The following is a 14818-nucleotide window of genomic DNA, read 5'->3' as shown; positions in this document are numbered from 1 at the left end:
TCACAGCGGCAGCGCCGCTCCCTGGCACAGCCGGGGATCCGGCACCCCCGGCTTGCCCGCGTCGATGCGGCCCGCCAGCCGGCGTCCAAAGGCCGGCATCGCCGGCGCACCCACTTCCAGGTCGTACCAACCCTCGCAGCCGGCGTATTTGAGCTCGACCGCGCCGCCCGCGGGCACGTGGGCCATCGCGCGCCAGCCATCGTTCATGCGCGACTCCACCCTCACCGGCTGCGGCATGTCGCCGTGGTTCACGAGCCGCAGGCGCAGGCCCGAGGTCACGGGCACGAGCTGCGCTTCAAGCGTGCCCGCATCCTGCGCATCGCCGCGGAACGCCCGGTGAAAGCCATCCGGTCCCAACAGCCAGAGATCGTACGCGCCACCCGCGGCCAGCCTCCATCCGTCATCCAGACGCGCGCCCGCGCCCACCGTGTAGCGCCGGGGCGGATGCGCCAGCGCAAGGCGGTCGTAGACATGCAGCACGGCGCCCGCGCCGCCCGGGTTGCGCAGCGTCAGGCGGTAATGGTGGCCGTCGGCCGTGATCTTGCCCACGGCTTCCAGCACGTAGGGCAGGGGACACGCGTGGCGGTGGCTGTCGGGGTGATGCGAACATCTGTCGCCGGCAAAATCGAAGGCCGTCGTCAGGTCGCCCGCCACTGCGCGGCGCCAGGGGCTGATGTTGGGTTCGGCCACGCCAAAGCGCGTTTCCAGGAATCGGATGACCGACGTGTGGTCGAACACCTGCGAATTGACCCAGCCGCCGCGGCTCCAGGGCGAGACCACCAGCATCGGCACGCGCGGGCCCAGGCCGAAGGCGCGTCCGTACAACCCGGCCGGATCGTCGGCCGTGGACGCGCTGGGACCACGGCGCGCGTCGTGGTATTCGCCATCCAGTTCCACGGTGGACAGGCCGCCCGACTCGCCGTCCGGGTGGCGCGCCGGCGGGGCGGGCGGGGGCACGTGGTCGAAGAAGCAATCGTTTTCGTCGTAGGTGACGAACAGGACGCAACGGCTCCATGTGTCGGGATGCGCCGTCAGAATGTCCAGCACGCGCTCGGTGTAGGCGCCGCCCTGGCGAGGTGACGAGACCTCGGGATGTTCCGAATCCGCCGTGGGCGCGATGATCCACGACACGGCCGGCAGCGTGCCGTCCGCGACGTCGCGCGCCAGATCGTCCAGCGTGCGCGTGGCCAGCGCGCGGTCGCGCAGCGGGGCGTTGTCCATGTTGCCCGCATGCTGCCGTCGGTACTGCTGAAAGCCCGCGAGCGGATTGTCGTTGTAGTTGTCCGCCATGTCCTGGTAGATGCACCAGGTCACGTCGGCGTCCTGCAGACGCTCGGGGTATGTGGTCCAGGAATAGCCTTCACCCGCCGGACCCAGCCGGTCGTAGGTGTTGACCAGCGCGGGGCCGCCGGCCGCGCCCTGCGGGTCGTTGGTGCCGGTCCACAGGAACAGCCGGTTGGGGTTGGTGCCGGCCTGGACCGAGCAGTGATAGGCATCGCACAACGTGAAGGCATTGGCCAGCGCGGTCTGAAACGGCACGTCGGCGCTGCGGTAGGCGCCCATGCCCAGCCGGCTCTTGGCGGACAGCCACTGATCCATGCGGCCGTCGTTCCAGGCGCGCTGCGAATCGTCCCAGGTGTGCGGCGTGATGTAGCCGACCGGCTTGTCGCTGGCGACCTCTGTCTGCAAATCGTAGGGGCGGCAATGCGCGTTGCCATCGGTCTGCGTCAGCACCGTGCCCGCGCGCGTGGGCACGGGATGCGGATCGGCGAATCCGCGCACGCCGGGCAGCGTGCCGAAGTAATGGTCGAAGGACCGGTTCTCCTGCATCAGGATCACGACATGCCGCACATCCTGCAGCGTGCCGGTCTTGCGGTCGGGTTCGATCGCCAGCGCGCGCGCAATGACAGGGGACGGGTCCGGGTGGAGGGGCGGGCGCGATTCTTCTTTCATGACAGCTTTAATACGGTCTGCAACCTTGAATCTTAAGGCCTTCGCCTGCACGCTGGCGGTGCGTATCGGCGCGCCGCAAAAACAAAGCCCCTCGCGTGCGAGGGGCTTTGCCGTGCCGCATGCCCGAAGGCGCGGCGGGGGCGGATCAGGCCGAGGGAGGAACGTAGCCGTCGGCTTCGACGCTGCCGTCTTCGAACAGGAAACGCTCCATCTGCTGCTGCAGGTATTTGCGTGCGCGGGCGTCGGCCAGGTTCAGGCGGTTTTCGTTCACCAGGCGGGTCTGCACGCCTTTCCAGTCTTCCCACGCTTCCTTCGAAATGCTCTGCCAGATGCGGGTGCCGACTTCGCCGGGGTAGGGCGGGTAGTCCAGCCCTTCGGCTTCACGTTTCAGTTTCACACAGTTGACGATACGGGCCATGGTTCGCTGCCGGAAAAATGAATAACGCCACATTTTAGCGGGCTTGGCGTGCGTCGGGCGCCAAGCCCCTCTTGCTTACCGCGGAATCTCGCCGCAGGCCGGTGTCAGAGCTTCTTGATGAACACCAGGCTGTTGCGGGAGCGGTTGTAGTTGTTCTGCTTTTCGCGGGGCAGGTCGGTGATGCCGCCCTGCACGAAACCGCGCTTCATGAACCAGTGCGAGGTACGCGTGGTCAGCACGAACAGCCGTTTGGCGCCCAGCGCGCGGGCGCGCGATTCCATGTGGCGCAGCAGGATCTCGCCTTCGCCGGAGCCTTGCCACTCGGGATGCACGATCAGGCAGGCCATTTCGGCCATCTGCTCGTCGTGGAAGTCATGCAGCGCCGCGCAGCCGTAGATGACGCCGTCGTGCTCCAGCACAGTGAAGTTTTCGACGTCGCGCTCGACCACGCTGCGCGGACGCGGCACCAGCGTGCCGTCGGCTTCCAGCGGCTCGATGAGGCTGAGGATGGCGCCCACGTCGTCGATGGTGGCGGGGCGCAGGTCATCCAGCGTGTCCTCGACCACCATGGTGCCCACGCCGTCGTGGGTGAAGATCTCGAGCAGCACGCTGCCGTCCAGCTCGAACGGCAGCAGGTGGGCGCGGGCCACGCCACGCTTGACCGCGAGCGAGGCGTACTGCAGGAAGGAATGGGTCTCTTCGTCCAGCTCGCCGCCCGCCAGCAGCGCGTCAGCATCCACGCGCGCCAGTTCGGTGTCCAGCGTGCCATCGTCGTTCAGCACGCCCTGCGAGCTGGACAGGAAGATCAGCTTTTCGGCGCGCAGGCCTACGGCCACGCTGGTGGCCAGGTCTTCCATCGCCAGATTGAAGGCGTCGCCGGTGGGCGAGAACCCCAGCGGCGACAGCAGCACGACCGACGAGCCTTTCTCGATGGCGAACTTCAGCGCTTCGATGTCGATCTTGCGCACCTGGCCGGTGTGCTTGTAATCCACGCCATCCAGCACGCCCGTGGGACGCGCGGTGACGAAATTGCCGGAGATCACGCGGATGTGCGCGTGCGACATGGGCGTGTTGGGCAACCCCTGGCTGAAAGCGGCTTCGATGTCCAGGCGGATCTCGCCGGCGGCTTCCTTGGCGCATTCCAGCGCGGCGGCGTCGGTAGGGGACAGGCCCCGGTCGAACTGCTGCGTGTAGCCCTTCAGGCGCAGTTGCTCGTTGACCTGGGGCCGCGAGCCGTGCACCAGCACCAGCCGGATGCCCAGCGACGACAGCAGGGACAGATCCTGGACCAGGGCGTTCAACGCGCCCGCCTGCACGAGTTCCCCGCCAAACGCCACCACGAAGGTCTTGCCTCGGAACGCGTGCACGTAGGGGGCCACGTCTCGGAACCATCGCACAAACTGCGCGGCGGCGAATTCAGGGGCTTCAAGGGCGGAGACGGTGTCTGGTTCCAGGTCGGGCATGGTGTGAGTTGCTTAACAATCCTATGGGTCGCGGGACGGCGCAGGCCGGCAGGCCGTGCGGAGAGCGCCGCCCTCAGGGGGCGGCGCTACGCGGAATTATAGGGCGCGCGCTGGCCCGGTCCGCGCGGTGCGCAGCACGCATTGTTGCGGGCGCCCCACAGGAAGTTCCAGGGGCGAGTCGGGCCACCGCGCTGGCCGCCGCACTGGCCGCCGCGCTGGCCGCCGCGCTAAAAGGGTCAATGCCGGGAAAGCTGCCGGTGTTCCAGCCGGCTGAGCAGCCGCACCACCGGCCACAGCAGCGCCAGGTAGAACAGCGCCGCCAGCACGATGGGCGACGGGTTGTAGACCAGCGACTGGGCGTCGCGCGCCACCCGCAGCAGTTCCGGCAGCGCCACGGCGCTGGCCAGTGTGGTCAGCTTGACCACTTCGAGCGTGTTGCTGATGAGATCCGGCATGACGTTGCGCGTGGCCTGCGGAATCTGCACGTGCCACATCGTCTGCCAGGCGGACAGGCCGGTTGAGCGCGCCGCCTCGATCTGCCCGCGCGGCACGCTTTCCAGCCCGGCACGGAAGACCTCGCCGTAATAGGACGAATTGTTCAGCATGAAGCCCACGGCCACCGCCAGCAGCTTGGGCAGATCCAGGCCCAGGAACGGCGCCCCGAAGTAAATGAAGATCAGCAGCACCAGCGGCGGCAACGCGCGGAAGAAGTCGATGTAGATGGCCAGCAGCACCCGCGACCAGCGGGCTTTCAGCGTGACGGACAGCACGCCGATTAGCAGTCCCGAGGCCAGTCCCACCGGGATCACCATGGCCGACAGCATCAGCGTGCGCCCCAGCCCCTGCAAGAGGTACGGCGCGACGCTGACATAGATGTTCAGATTGAAGAAATTCTGCAGGATTTCGTCCATGCGGTTCCCCTGGGGCCCGTTCCAGGCTCCCTTGTTGTGCCGGGCGGGTGTGATCGGCCTTGCTTCCCGCCCGATATGTATTTGTAAAGATGCGTCCGGTCAGTGCTTCCCGTCAGTGTTTCCACTTGAAGCGCGTTTCGGTCCAGCGCCCCAGAATCACGACCGGCAAAAAGATCAGCAGGCACGCCACCGCAGCCAAGGTCAGCGGCGTGGCGTTGCCCGCGTTGCTGCTGGCCGATTGGGCGTTGTTGAGCACTTCGCTCAAACCCACGACTGAACCCAGCGCGGTGCTCTTCGTAATGGCGATGACCCGGTTGGTCAGCGGCGCGACCGTCAACCGCATCGCCTGCGGCATCACGACATACACCATGCTCTGCAGCCAGTTCAGCCCGGTGGAGCGCGCCGCCTCGGCCTGGCCGCGCGGCACGGACAGAATGCCTGCCCAGAAGATTTCCTCGGCGAACGCGGCCAATACCAGCGACAGCGACAGCCAACACGCCATGAACGCCGACATCGACAGGTTGATGTACGGGAATGCGAAGAACAACACCATGATCACCACCAGCGGCGGCAGCGCGCGCAGGATGTCGGCAAAGCAGATGATCAGGAAGTTCACCGGCCGGATACGCAGCGCGCGCACCACGGCCAGCACCAGGCCAAGCGCCACGCCGGTCGCGGCCACCGCCACGCCCAGTTGCAGCGTGACCCACATGCCGGCCAGGATGTCGGGCAGGTAGCGCCAGGCGACCTCAGCGTTGAAAAACGAGAACAGCAGGGCATTCAGATCCATGGAGCGCTCTTCAAACCGCCTTACGCGGCATGTTCCGCCATGCTGGCCAGAAAGGCCTGGGTGCGGGGTTGTCGGGGGGCGCCAAAGACGTCCTGCGGCGGGCCTTGCTCGACGATCACCCCGCCGTCCATGAACACCACCCGGTCGGCCGCCGCGCGGGCAAAGCCCATTTCGTGGCTGACCACCATCATCGTCATGCCGTCGCGCTTCAGTTCTCGCATCACGTTCAGCACGCTGCCCACCAGCTCCGGATCCAGCGCGCTGGTGGGCTCGTCGAACAGCACCACTTTGGGCCGCAGCGCCAGCGACCGCGCGATCCCCACTCGCTGCTGCTGGCCGCCGGACAACTGGTCGGGATAGGCGTTCGCCTTGTCGGCCAGTCCCACACGATCCAGCGCCTCCAAGCCGCGGCGGTCGGCTTCGGCGCGCGCCAGTTTCTGCACCTTGCGCAGCGCCAGCGTGATGTTCGACAGCACGGACATGTGGCGGTACAGGTTGAAGTGCTGGAACACCATGCCGATGTTCTGGCGGATGCGGTTCAACTCGGCCGACGGGGCGGTGATCTCCTCGCCGTCGACGTGGATGCTGCCGGCGGTCGGCTCCTCCAGCCGGTTGCAGCAGCGCAGGAGGCTGCTCTTGCCCGAGCCGGAAGGGCCGATCATGAAGACCAGCTCGCCGCGGCTCACGTCCAGGTCGATTCCCTTGAGGACCGCGTTGTCGCCATAGGACTTGTGCAGCCCGGCGATTTTCAGGATCGGCGTTTCCATCTAAAGCTCCTCAATGCGCGGGCAGGGGCCGCGTGGCGGCTCCTTACCCAGTCGTGGGCGGTGCGTCGGAAAATCAGCTGCAGCGCAGCTCGACCGGCTGGGCGTCGTAGCCCGGCAGATCCGGGACGCCCTGACCCGGCGTCACGGTGGCCGCCGCCGAACCGGCTGCGGGCGTGAAGCCGAACCACTTCTGCGCCAGCTTGGAGACCGTGCCGTCCTGCTTCAGGCACTTGAGCGCCATGGACACGCGGTCGCGGCCCGCCTTGTCGTCCAGCCGGAACGCCAGCGCCCAGACCAGGCCCGTCTTGATCGTGTAGCTGGTGCGCACGGCCGGATTCTGCTTGGCGGCCCAGGCCGCCACGGTGTTGCCCGCCAGGTTGGCGTCCGCGCGGCCGGCCTGCACTGCCTGCACCGCGTCGGCGTTGGAGGCGTACACGTCATAGGTGAAGCCGTACTTGGCTGCGTTGTCGCGCGCCCAGTTCTCGTAGGCCGACCCCTTGTTGACCGCCAGCTTCCTGCCCTTAAGATCATCCAGGCCCTTGATGTCCTTGCCGTTCTTGCCGATCACGAAGGTGTAGTCGGTGTTGAGGTACCCCTCGGAAAACAGCAGGGCGCGGGCGCGTTCCTCGGTGGCCGTGGTGGGCGCCAGCACGAAGTCGTATTTCTTGGCGTTCAGGCCCGGGATCAGCGCGGCGTACTCGGTGCCTTCGATCTTGATGGTGGTGCCCAGCTGCTTGGCGATGGCTTGGCCCAGTTCGATGTTGAAGCCGTCCAACCCGCCGCCTAGCTTGGGCATGGCGTGGGGGGCAAACGTGGCGTCCACGCCGGTCGTCAGCGGCTGGGCGGCCGCGGCCAGGCTGGCGCCGGCCAGGCACAGCGTGAGGCCGTAACGGCCGGCAAAAGTCAGGGTGCGGAGAAGGCGGGTCATGACAGGTCCTTTAGGGAAGAGGCGTCTTGCCCAGGGCGGGACCGGCCCCCACGCGCTCGAGTATCAAGCCGTAGTGTTCCGGGCGCCGGTGGGCGGCGAAGTTGAAGATGTGCTGCTTGAAGGTGTCTCCCAGCGCCAGATCGGCCTGGCAGAAAATCACCTCGTCCTCCTCCCCCTGCGCCTGCGCCACGATCTCGCCCGTGGGCGCGACGATGGCCGATCCGGCGATCAGGTGGCTGCCGTCCTCGTTGCCGGCCTTGCCTGCGGCGGCCACCCAGACCGCGTTCTGGTACGCGGCCGCCTGCAGGCTGAGCAGGTGGTGGAACATGCGCAAATGGACCGGTTCGTTCCAGTGGATGTTCAATGACGGCGTGTTGTATCCCAGCGCCACGATCTCGGCGCCCTGCAGCGCCAGCACGCGCCAGGTCTCCGTCCAGCGGCGGTCGTTGCACAGGCACATGCCGATGCGCGTGCCCAGCGTTTCCCAAACGTTGAAGCCGTCGTTGCCGACTTCAAAGAACTTCTTTTCCAGGTGCTGAAACGGCGCCTCGGGCTTGTGGTCGCTGTGGCCCGGAAGATGGATCTTGCGGTAGCGCCCGACGATGCGCGCGTTGGCGTCGACCAGGATGCTGGTATTGAAGCGCCGGCCGTCCGAGGCGATCTCGGCGTAGCCCAGGTAAAAGCCGATGCCCAGCTCCCGCGCGGTGTCGAACAGCACGCGGGTCTCGGGGCCGGGCATTTCCTTTTCGAAGTAGCGCGCCATCGCTTCTTCTTCCGTCATCCAGTAACGGGGAAAGAAGGTGGTCAGCGCCAATTCCGGAAACACCACCAGGCGCGCGCCGCGTCCATGCGCCTCGCGCATCATCGCGAGCAGGCGCGCCACCGCCTGCCGGCGCGTCTCCTGCGGTTGCACCGGACCCATCTGCGCGACCGCCAGGCCGAAGGGACGTTTGCTCATGCCGGGATCCTTTCGCAATGACTCAGGCGGCGCTATCGGCCGAAAAATACTTGCGCACCAGCGCGTTCGGATTGCCGGTCAGGCGCTGGCGCAATACGGGCTCGGGCGTGCCGCGCTTGATGAAGCGGCCGCTGCCGCGCTCGACATGCAGCTGGCCGTTCTCAATAGCGATGCGGCCGCGGCTGATGACCACCTCGGGCCATCCGCGCACCGTTCGGCCCTCGTAGGGCGTGTAGCCGACGTTGTCGTGCAGCATGGACGCGGAGATCGTGACCTCCCGTTCCGGATTCCAGATCGCGATGTCGGCGTCCGCGCCCACCGCGATAGTTCCCTTCTGCGGGTACAGGCCATACGTGCGGGCATGATTGGCGGCGGTCAGCGCGACGAAGCGTTCAATCGAAATGCGTCTGCCCAGCACGCCTTCGGAGAAGAGCAGCGGCATGCGCACTTCCAGTCCCGGCACGCCGTTGGCCACGTCCTTGAACGTGGTGGCGTCGCCCTTGGGCAGCTTGCCGCTGGCGTCGAAGCGGTAGGGCGCGTGGTCGGAGGAATAGATCTGCAGGGTGCCGTCGATCAGGCCCTGCCAGACGGCTTCCTGCGAGGCCGCATCGCGCGGGGGCGGGCTGCAGCAGAACTTGGCGCCTTCCAGGCCGGGCGCGTCGATGTCATCGGCCGTCAGGAATAGGTACTGCGGACAGCTTTCAGCGTGAATCGGCAGCCCCAGCGCTTGCGACGAATGCACTACGCGCACTGCTTCCAGCCCCGCGACGTGAACGATCAGGATGGGCACGTCCATCATGCGGGCCAGCGTCACGGCACGATTCGTTGCCTCGCTTTCGGCCAGCGGCGTGTGCGCCACGGCGTGGTACTTCGGCGCCGTCATGCCGCGTTCGGCCAGGCGGCGGGCCACCCAGCGGATCATGTCGTTGTTTTCGGCATGCACCATCACCAGCGCGCCTTCACGGTCGGCGACCTCCAGCACGTCCAGCAACTGGTAATCGTCCAACTTCAGGCGGTCGTACGTCATGAACACCTTGAAGGACGTGATGCCGTTCTTGATGAGTTCGGGCAGGTCGTGCTTGAGCGCCTGTTCCGTGGGGTCGGACAGGATCAGATGAAAGCCGTAGTCGATGACCGCCTTCTCTTCGGCGCGGCGGGCGTAGTCGGCCACCACTTCCGGCAACGCGTTGCCGCGGTGCTGGGCGGCGAACGGAATGATGGTGGTGGTGCCGCCGAATGCGGCCGAGACGGTCGCGCTGTAGAAGTCATCGGCGCACATGATGCCCATGCCCGACAGCTGCTCGACGTGGCAGTGGCTGTCGATGCCGCCCGGCAGCACCCACCGCCCCGCGGCGTCGATGTCCCGGGCGCCCGGCGGCAGGCCCTGTCCCAGTGCGACGATCACGCCGTCGCGCACGCCGATGTCGGCGTGGAAAGTGTCGGTGGCGGTGCTGATGCGGCCGTTGCGGATCGTCAGGTCAAATGCTGCGGTATCGGTCATGGGTAAGGGTTTCCGCGCAAGTAATGGGTCAGAGCGTTCCGGGATAGATGCCGCCGTCCAGCACCAGGTTCTGGCCTGTCATGTAGCCGGCGCGCGCGCCGCACAGGAAGGCGCAGGCGTCGCCGAATTCGGCGGGGTCGCCATAGCGTCCGGCAGGAATGCCCGCCAGCCGGGCGGCCAGCACGTCGTCCACCGTCTTGCCGCTGTCGCGCGCACCGCGTTCGGCGGTCTGGCGCAGGCGATCCGTCAGGAACGGGCCGGGCAGCAGGTTGTTGATCGTGACGCCATGTCGTACCGTCTGACGCGCCAGTCCCGCCACAAAGCCGGTCAGCCCGGCCCGCGCGCCGTTGGACAGGCCCAGGATGTCGATCGGCATCTTCACGGCGGCGGACGTGATGTTGACGATGCGGCCAAAGCGGCGCGCGATCATGCCGTCCACCGTGGCGCGGATCAGTGCAATGGGCGTCAGCATGTTGGCGTCCAGCGCGGCAATCCAGTCTTCGCGCGACCACTCGCGAAAGTCCCCAGGCTTCGGCCCGCCCGCGTTGGTGACCAGGATGTCGGGTTCGGGGCAGGCCGCCAGCAGCGCCTGCCTGCCGGCCTCGGTGGTGACGTCGGCCGCCACCGTGACAACCGCCGCGCCGGTCTCGCGTCGGATCGCGTCCGCCGCGGCGTCCAGCGTGGTCGTGGTTCGCGCGGCCATCACCAGATTCACGCCTTCGCGCGCCAGAGATAGTGCGCAAGCGTAGCCCAGGCCTTTGCTCGATGCGCACACCAGCGCGTGCTTGCCCTTGATTCCGAGGTCCATGCGTTTGCTCCTTTCAACCCTGCACGGGTTGGCGGCCGGTGGCGCCCAGCGACAGCCCGACGCGCGCGACGGTCGCCTCCAGTTCGGCGGCGGTCACCGGATCGATCCGCATCCCGGGCGCGCGCAGCGCGTGGCTCTTGATGGCGCCGCGGCGCTGATAGACGTACTTGCGCAACGCCAGCCCGATCTTGGGCTGGAACTCGTAGCGGATCAGCGGGCAGTAGCGATCGAAGATCGCGGCAGCCCCGGCGTGGTCGCCACTGGCGTAGCGTTCGTAGATGGCGACCAGGATCTCCGGGAACGCAAAGCCGGTCATCGTGCCGACCGCGCCGCGCTGCAGCTCTTCCAGGAAGTACACGCCGCCCAAGCCGCCGAAGATGGCCATGTCGGCGTCGGGCACGAGTTCGCGGATGCGGCTGATCTTCTGCCCCACCGGCGGCTCTTCCATCTTGATCATGTGCACGCCGCCTTCGCGGCCCAGTCGCGCCACCACCTCGGGGCGGATCTCGGTGCCGAAGGAATCCGGAAAGTCGTGGATCACGACCGGAATCTTCAGGGCGTCGGCCACGGCCTTGTAGTAGTCGAACAGCAGGGCATCGGTGGCGTTGTCCAGGGGCGCCGCGAACACGGCCGATGCGCCCAGCTCCTGCGCTTCGCGGGCCTGCTCGATGGCGCCGGCGATGCCATGGGCTCGCACGCCAACCCACACCGGCACGCGGCCGTTCGTGTGCTTGACGAAGGTGTCCAGCACCAGCCGGCGCTCGTCGTTGGACAGCTTGTGCAACTCGCCCAGAAAGCCCAGGATGGCCAGCCCGGTCACGCCGGTTTCAAGCAGGAAGTCGACCATCGTGCGGATGCTGTCGGCATCGACCCGCAGGGCGTCGTCAAAGGGCGTGGGGCAAATGGTGAAGACGCCTTTGGCGTCGATGGAGGCTGCCATCTTTTCTCCGTCAGGATGCGTGAAAACCGAATTCGGAAGCGACGTTTCGATGTCATCCTAAAGCGGAAGTTTTAGAACTCCACTTGCTTTTTTATTGCCTTGGTATAACAGCCAGTTAAGTCAAGGTTTACCCTTGGCAGGGTTTGCCTGGACGTTTGCGGACAGCTCGAAACCCTGTTCGCAAAGCGTGTGGCGCAGCACGTCGACAAAGGCCTGCGCAAGCTGCGACAGCGGTTCGAAGCGCGACTGCACCAGGCTTGCCGTCAGGATTTTTGCCTGGTCGATCGGGCGCACCACAAAGTCGCCTTGCGTGCGGCTCTTGACGGAGAATTCATCAACGATGGCGATGCCCGCACCGGCCTGCACCAGCGAGCACGCGTTCTGCGGCGAACTTACTTCCACCGCCAGCCGGCGGGCCTGTCCGGCCTCGTGGTACATCTGCTCGACCAGCATGCCGAACGGCGTGTCGCCGCCGTACGAAATCAGTGGGTAGGGCAACAGGTCGCCGATGGATAGCAGCGAGCGATGGGCAAGCGGATGGTTGTACGGGCAGATGCAGACCAGCCGTGCCTGGCCGATCGGCTGGGTCAGCAGATTCGGGTGCTGCACGGGCAGGATCACCACGCCCAGTTCGGCGCGGTTGTCGAGCAGCATCTGCGTCAGGGGCTGCTGCGTCAGCGGCTGAAAGGTCACCTTGACGTCGGGGTGCGTTTCGCGAAAGCGGGAGATGGTCAGGGGCACGAGCATGTGGCCGATGCTGGGGCTGGACACCAGATGCAGGATGCCGCTGCGGCGCTCGGACAATTCCGAAGCCAGTTCTTCCACGCGCCGCACGCCGGCATAGACCGTTTCCACTTCGCGAAAGAGCTGCCGGGATTCGGGCGTGGGATACAGCCGGCCCTTGATGCGCTCGAACAGCGCGAAGCCAAGCCGCTGTTCCGTGTGCGACAGCAACCGGCTGACCGCAGGCTGCGACACGAACAGCAGCTTGGCCGCCCCGCTGATCGAACCCGTGGTCATCACCGCCCGGAAAACTTCGATTTGCCGCAGATTCAGTTGCATGGCGCACCCGTTCTGAATTGACGCGACGAGCATAACAAAGGGTTAAGGGCAGCGCACAAATTGACAATACATGCTCAGGCCGCCCGCAGATAGACTGGCGCCGTACCTTGCCCCCGCCCGCGCCAGCGTGGCCCGGGCCCCGCCACCACCAGGACGGACGACCAGGACGGACGAATGGAACAGACCCTGTTTGTGATCAATCCCAATTCCACGCAAGCCGTGACGGACGCATTCGACGCGGCGCTGGAGCCGCTGCGCATGGCCGGCGGTCCGCGCATCCAATGCCTGACGCTGGCCGAAGGACCGGCGGGCGTCCAGACGCAGCTCGACGTCGAAAGCGTGACGTTGCCGCTCGCCGCGCTGGTGCGCAAGCTCGATGCGGAGCACGGCGCGGCCGCCGCAGGCTACGTCATCGCCTGCTTCAGCGATCCTGGCCTGCACGCGGTGCGCGAAGCCACGCGCAAGCCCGTGCTGGGCATCAGCGAATGCGGCATGCTGACCGCGCTGACGCTGGGCCAGCGCGTCGGTGTGATTGCGATCCTGCGCCAATCGCTGTCGCGCCACGGACGCATGTTCGGCGCGATCGGCCTGTCGGGCCGCGTGGCGGCCGAGCTGCCGCTGGATCTGGGTGTGGTCGAACTGTCGGACGAGGCGCGTACCCGCGAGCGCCTTTTGCACGTGGGCGCGCGGTTGCGCGACGAGCATCAGGCCGACGTGCTGGTGCTGGGCTGCGCCGGCATGGCGGCGTATCGCGGCTGGCTGCAGGCCGAGCTGGGCCTGCCCGTCGTCGAGCCGACACAGGCTGCCGCGGCGATGGCGATCGGCCGCATCCGGCTGAACTGGCACGGCGCCTGAGGCCACCATGCGCAACCACGAACTGATCGAACGGCTGTCGCATCTGGTCGGCGACAACGGGCTGGTGCTGGACGCCGAGGGGCAGGGGCCCTACGTGCGCGACTGGCTGGGCAAGTGGCAGGGCAGCACGCCAGTGGTGGTGCGGCCACGCAACGCCACCGAGGTGTCGGCCGTCATGCGTCTGTGCCATCAGACGCGCACGCCGGTGGTGCCGCAGGGCGGCAATACCGGTATGAGCGGGGGCGCCACGCCCGACGGCAGCGGCGCGCAGGTGATCCTGAGCCTGAACCGCATGAAACGCATCCGCGAGGTCGATCCGGTCAACAACACGCTGTGTGCGGACGCCGGCGTGCTGCTGGCCGACGTGCAGGCCGCCGCGCGCGAGGTCGGGCGGTTTTTCCCGCTGAGTCTGGGCGCGGAGGGCAGCTGCACCATCGGCGGCAATCTGGCCACCAATGCCGGCGGCACCGCGGTGCTGCGCTACGGCAACACGCGCGACCTGGCGCTGGGGTTGGAGGTGGTGCTGCCCGACGGCCGCGTCTGGAATGGCCTGCGCGGCCTGCGCAAGGACAACACCGGCTACGACCTCAAGAGTCTCTTCATCGGGTCGGAGGGCACGCTGGGCATCATCACCGGCGCGGTGCTCAAGCTGTACCCCGCGCCGGCGGGCCGCGTGGCGGCGTGGGTGGGGGCGGACACGCCCGCGCAAATCGTGGCGTTATTGAGCCGCATGCAGGGCGTCTGCGGTGAACGGCTGACCGCGTTCGAAATGATGTCGGCGCAATGCCTGGATCTGGTGGTGGCGCACGTCAGCGGCGCGGCCAGTCCGCTGGCCGCCCGCCATGCCTATCACGCGCTTCTGGAACTGTCGGACACCGAGCCCGCCGGCCTGCCCGCTTTGCTGGAAGCGGCGCTCGGCGCGGCGCTGGAGGACGGCGTCATCCAGGACTGCGTCGTCGCAATGAACGACACGCAGGTCCAGACGCTGTGGCGGCTGCGAGAAGGCATCTCGCAGGCGCAGGTGCGCGCGGGCAAGGCGGTCAAGCACGACATCGCGCTGCCCATCTCGCGCCTGGCCGCATTCGTCGAGGAAGCGGATCTGGCGCTGGTGTCGGATTTTCCGGGACTGCCCATCATCAACTTTGGCCACATCGGCGACGGCAACCTGCACTACAACGTGCTGCTGCCGCCGGACGTGGCGCCCGCCGAGTACGCCCGGCTGACCGCGGCGCTGAACCGCCGCGTGCACGACCTGGTGGCGCAGCGCGGCGGCAGCATCAGCGCCGAACACGGCGTGGGCCAATTGCGGCGCGACGAGCTGCGCCGCTACAAGTCGCCGGTTGAAATGGACCTGATGCTGATGATCAAGCGGGCGCTAGATCCCAATCAGCTCATGAACCCCGGCAAGCTGCTGTAGGAGCCCCGCGCGCGGGCAGCCAGGGGCCGCGCGCGCGAAGTCCGCCA

Annotated in this window: 14 protein-coding genes; 2 read left to right on the top strand and 12 right to left on the bottom strand. The window is 67.1% G+C overall.

Annotated elements, in window-relative coordinates; genetic code table 11:
• From B3098_RS05345 to B3098_RS05290, 12 genes are all read right to left on the bottom strand, one after another.
• Complete coding sequence (locus B3098_RS05345; RefSeq protein WP_286892235.1) at nt 1–1953, bottom strand: phosphocholine-specific phospholipase C; 1953 nt, start codon at nt 1951–1953, stop codon at nt 1–3.
• Between the two features lie 145 nt (nt 1954–2098).
• Nucleotides 2099–2371: an oxidative damage protection protein gene (locus B3098_RS05340; RefSeq protein WP_105238082.1), complete on the bottom strand. Its 273-nt coding sequence runs from the start codon at nt 2369–2371 to the stop codon at nt 2099–2101.
• A 104-nt stretch (nt 2372–2475) separates the two neighbouring features.
• The gene (gene argA / locus B3098_RS05335; protein ID WP_175125729.1) at nt 2476–3834 is read right to left on the bottom strand and encodes an amino-acid N-acetyltransferase; all 1359 of its coding nucleotides are present in this window, start codon (nt 3832–3834) and stop codon (nt 2476–2478) included.
• 236 nt (nt 3835–4070) lie between these two features.
• Nucleotides 4071–4745, bottom strand: coding sequence for an amino acid ABC transporter permease (locus tag B3098_RS05330; RefSeq protein ID WP_062838418.1), 675 nt, complete (start codon nt 4743–4745; stop codon nt 4071–4073).
• Nucleotides 4746–4857: 112 nt separating this feature from the next.
• Nucleotides 4858–5535 carry an amino acid ABC transporter permease gene (locus B3098_RS05325; protein ID WP_234015831.1) on the bottom strand — a complete coding sequence of 226 codons (678 nt, stop codon included), beginning with the start codon at nt 5533–5535 and terminating at the stop codon, nt 4858–4860.
• A 20-nt stretch (nt 5536–5555) separates the two neighbouring features.
• Complete coding sequence (locus tag B3098_RS05320; RefSeq protein WP_279975643.1) at nt 5556–6302, bottom strand: amino acid ABC transporter ATP-binding protein; 747 nt, start codon at nt 6300–6302, stop codon at nt 5556–5558.
• A gap of 73 nt (nt 6303–6375) precedes the next feature.
• Nucleotides 6376–7230, bottom strand: coding sequence for a transporter substrate-binding domain-containing protein (locus tag B3098_RS05315; RefSeq protein WP_286892229.1), 855 nt, complete (start codon nt 7228–7230; stop codon nt 6376–6378).
• A gap of 10 nt (nt 7231–7240) precedes the next feature.
• Nucleotides 7241–8188, bottom strand: coding sequence for an N-carbamoyl-D-amino-acid hydrolase (locus tag B3098_RS05310; protein WP_175125726.1), 948 nt, complete (start codon nt 8186–8188; stop codon nt 7241–7243).
• Between the two features lie 22 nt (nt 8189–8210).
• On the bottom strand, nt 8211–9689 hold the full coding sequence (hydA, locus tag B3098_RS05305; RefSeq protein WP_286892226.1) for a dihydropyrimidinase: 1479 nt from the start codon (nt 9687–9689) through the stop codon (nt 8211–8213).
• A gap of 28 nt (nt 9690–9717) precedes the next feature.
• Nucleotides 9718–10497: an SDR family oxidoreductase gene (locus B3098_RS05300; RefSeq protein WP_279975637.1), complete on the bottom strand. Its 780-nt coding sequence runs from the start codon at nt 10495–10497 to the stop codon at nt 9718–9720.
• Between the two features lie 13 nt (nt 10498–10510).
• Nucleotides 10511–11437 carry a dihydrodipicolinate synthase family protein gene (locus B3098_RS05295; protein ID WP_279975636.1) on the bottom strand — a complete coding sequence of 309 codons (927 nt, stop codon included), beginning with the start codon at nt 11435–11437 and terminating at the stop codon, nt 10511–10513.
• A gap of 120 nt (nt 11438–11557) precedes the next feature.
• On the bottom strand, nt 11558–12499 hold the full coding sequence (locus tag B3098_RS05290; protein ID WP_175125722.1) for a LysR substrate-binding domain-containing protein: 942 nt from the start codon (nt 12497–12499) through the stop codon (nt 11558–11560).
• 174 nt (nt 12500–12673) lie between these two features.
• On the opposite strand from B3098_RS05290, the gene B3098_RS05285 reads away from it, so the two are divergent.
• Complete coding sequence (locus B3098_RS05285) at nt 12674–13354, top strand: aspartate/glutamate racemase family protein (protein ID WP_279975635.1); 681 nt, start codon at nt 12674–12676, stop codon at nt 13352–13354.
• A gap of 7 nt (nt 13355–13361) precedes the next feature.
• On the top strand, nt 13362–14771 hold the full coding sequence (locus tag B3098_RS05280; RefSeq protein WP_279975634.1) for an FAD-binding oxidoreductase: 1410 nt from the start codon (nt 13362–13364) through the stop codon (nt 14769–14771).
• The last annotated feature ends 47 nt before the right edge of the window (nt 14772–14818 follow it).

The organism is Achromobacter sp. UBA2119 (assembly GCF_002331005.1).
GTDB lineage: Bacteria > Pseudomonadota > Gammaproteobacteria > Burkholderiales > Burkholderiaceae_B > Achromobacter > Achromobacter animicus.
The sequence above is the reverse complement of the archived record's forward strand: the minus strand, read 5'-3'. Positions and strand labels throughout refer to the sequence as shown.

Coding starts and splice junctions, on each gene's coding strand:
- B3098_RS05345 (WP_286892235.1), bottom strand. CDS start 1,953: ATGAAAGAAGAATCGCGCCCGCCCCTCCACCCGGACCCGTCCCCTGTC.
- B3098_RS05340 (WP_105238082.1), bottom strand. CDS start 2,371: ATGGCCCGTATCGTCAACTGTGTGAAACTGAAACGTGAAGCCGAAGGG.
- argA (WP_175125729.1), bottom strand. CDS start 3,834: ATGCCCGACCTGGAACCAGACACCGTCTCCGCCCTTGAAGCCCCTGAA.
- B3098_RS05330 (WP_062838418.1), bottom strand. CDS start 4,745: ATGGACGAAATCCTGCAGAATTTCTTCAATCTGAACATCTATGTCAGC.
- B3098_RS05325 (WP_234015831.1), bottom strand. CDS start 5,535: ATGGATCTGAATGCCCTGCTGTTCTCGTTTTTCAACGCTGAGGTCGCC.
- B3098_RS05320 (WP_279975643.1), bottom strand. CDS start 6,302: ATGGAAACGCCGATCCTGAAAATCGCCGGGCTGCACAAGTCCTATGGC.
- B3098_RS05315 (WP_286892229.1), bottom strand. CDS start 7,230: ATGACCCGCCTTCTCCGCACCCTGACTTTTGCCGGCCGTTACGGCCTC.
- B3098_RS05310 (WP_175125726.1), bottom strand. CDS start 8,188: ATGAGCAAACGTCCCTTCGGCCTGGCGGTCGCGCAGATGGGTCCGGTG.
- hydA (WP_286892226.1), bottom strand. CDS start 9,689: ATGACCGATACCGCAGCATTTGACCTGACGATCCGCAACGGCCGCATC.
- B3098_RS05300 (WP_279975637.1), bottom strand. CDS start 10,497: ATGGACCTCGGAATCAAGGGCAAGCACGCGCTGGTGTGCGCATCGAGC.
- B3098_RS05295 (WP_279975636.1), bottom strand. CDS start 11,437: ATGGCAGCCTCCATCGACGCCAAAGGCGTCTTCACCATTTGCCCCACG.
- B3098_RS05290 (WP_175125722.1), bottom strand. CDS start 12,499: ATGCAACTGAATCTGCGGCAAATCGAAGTTTTCCGGGCGGTGATGACC.
- B3098_RS05285 (WP_279975635.1), top strand. CDS start 12,674: ATGGAACAGACCCTGTTTGTGATCAATCCCAATTCCACGCAAGCCGTG.
- B3098_RS05280 (WP_279975634.1), top strand. CDS start 13,362: ATGCGCAACCACGAACTGATCGAACGGCTGTCGCATCTGGTCGGCGAC.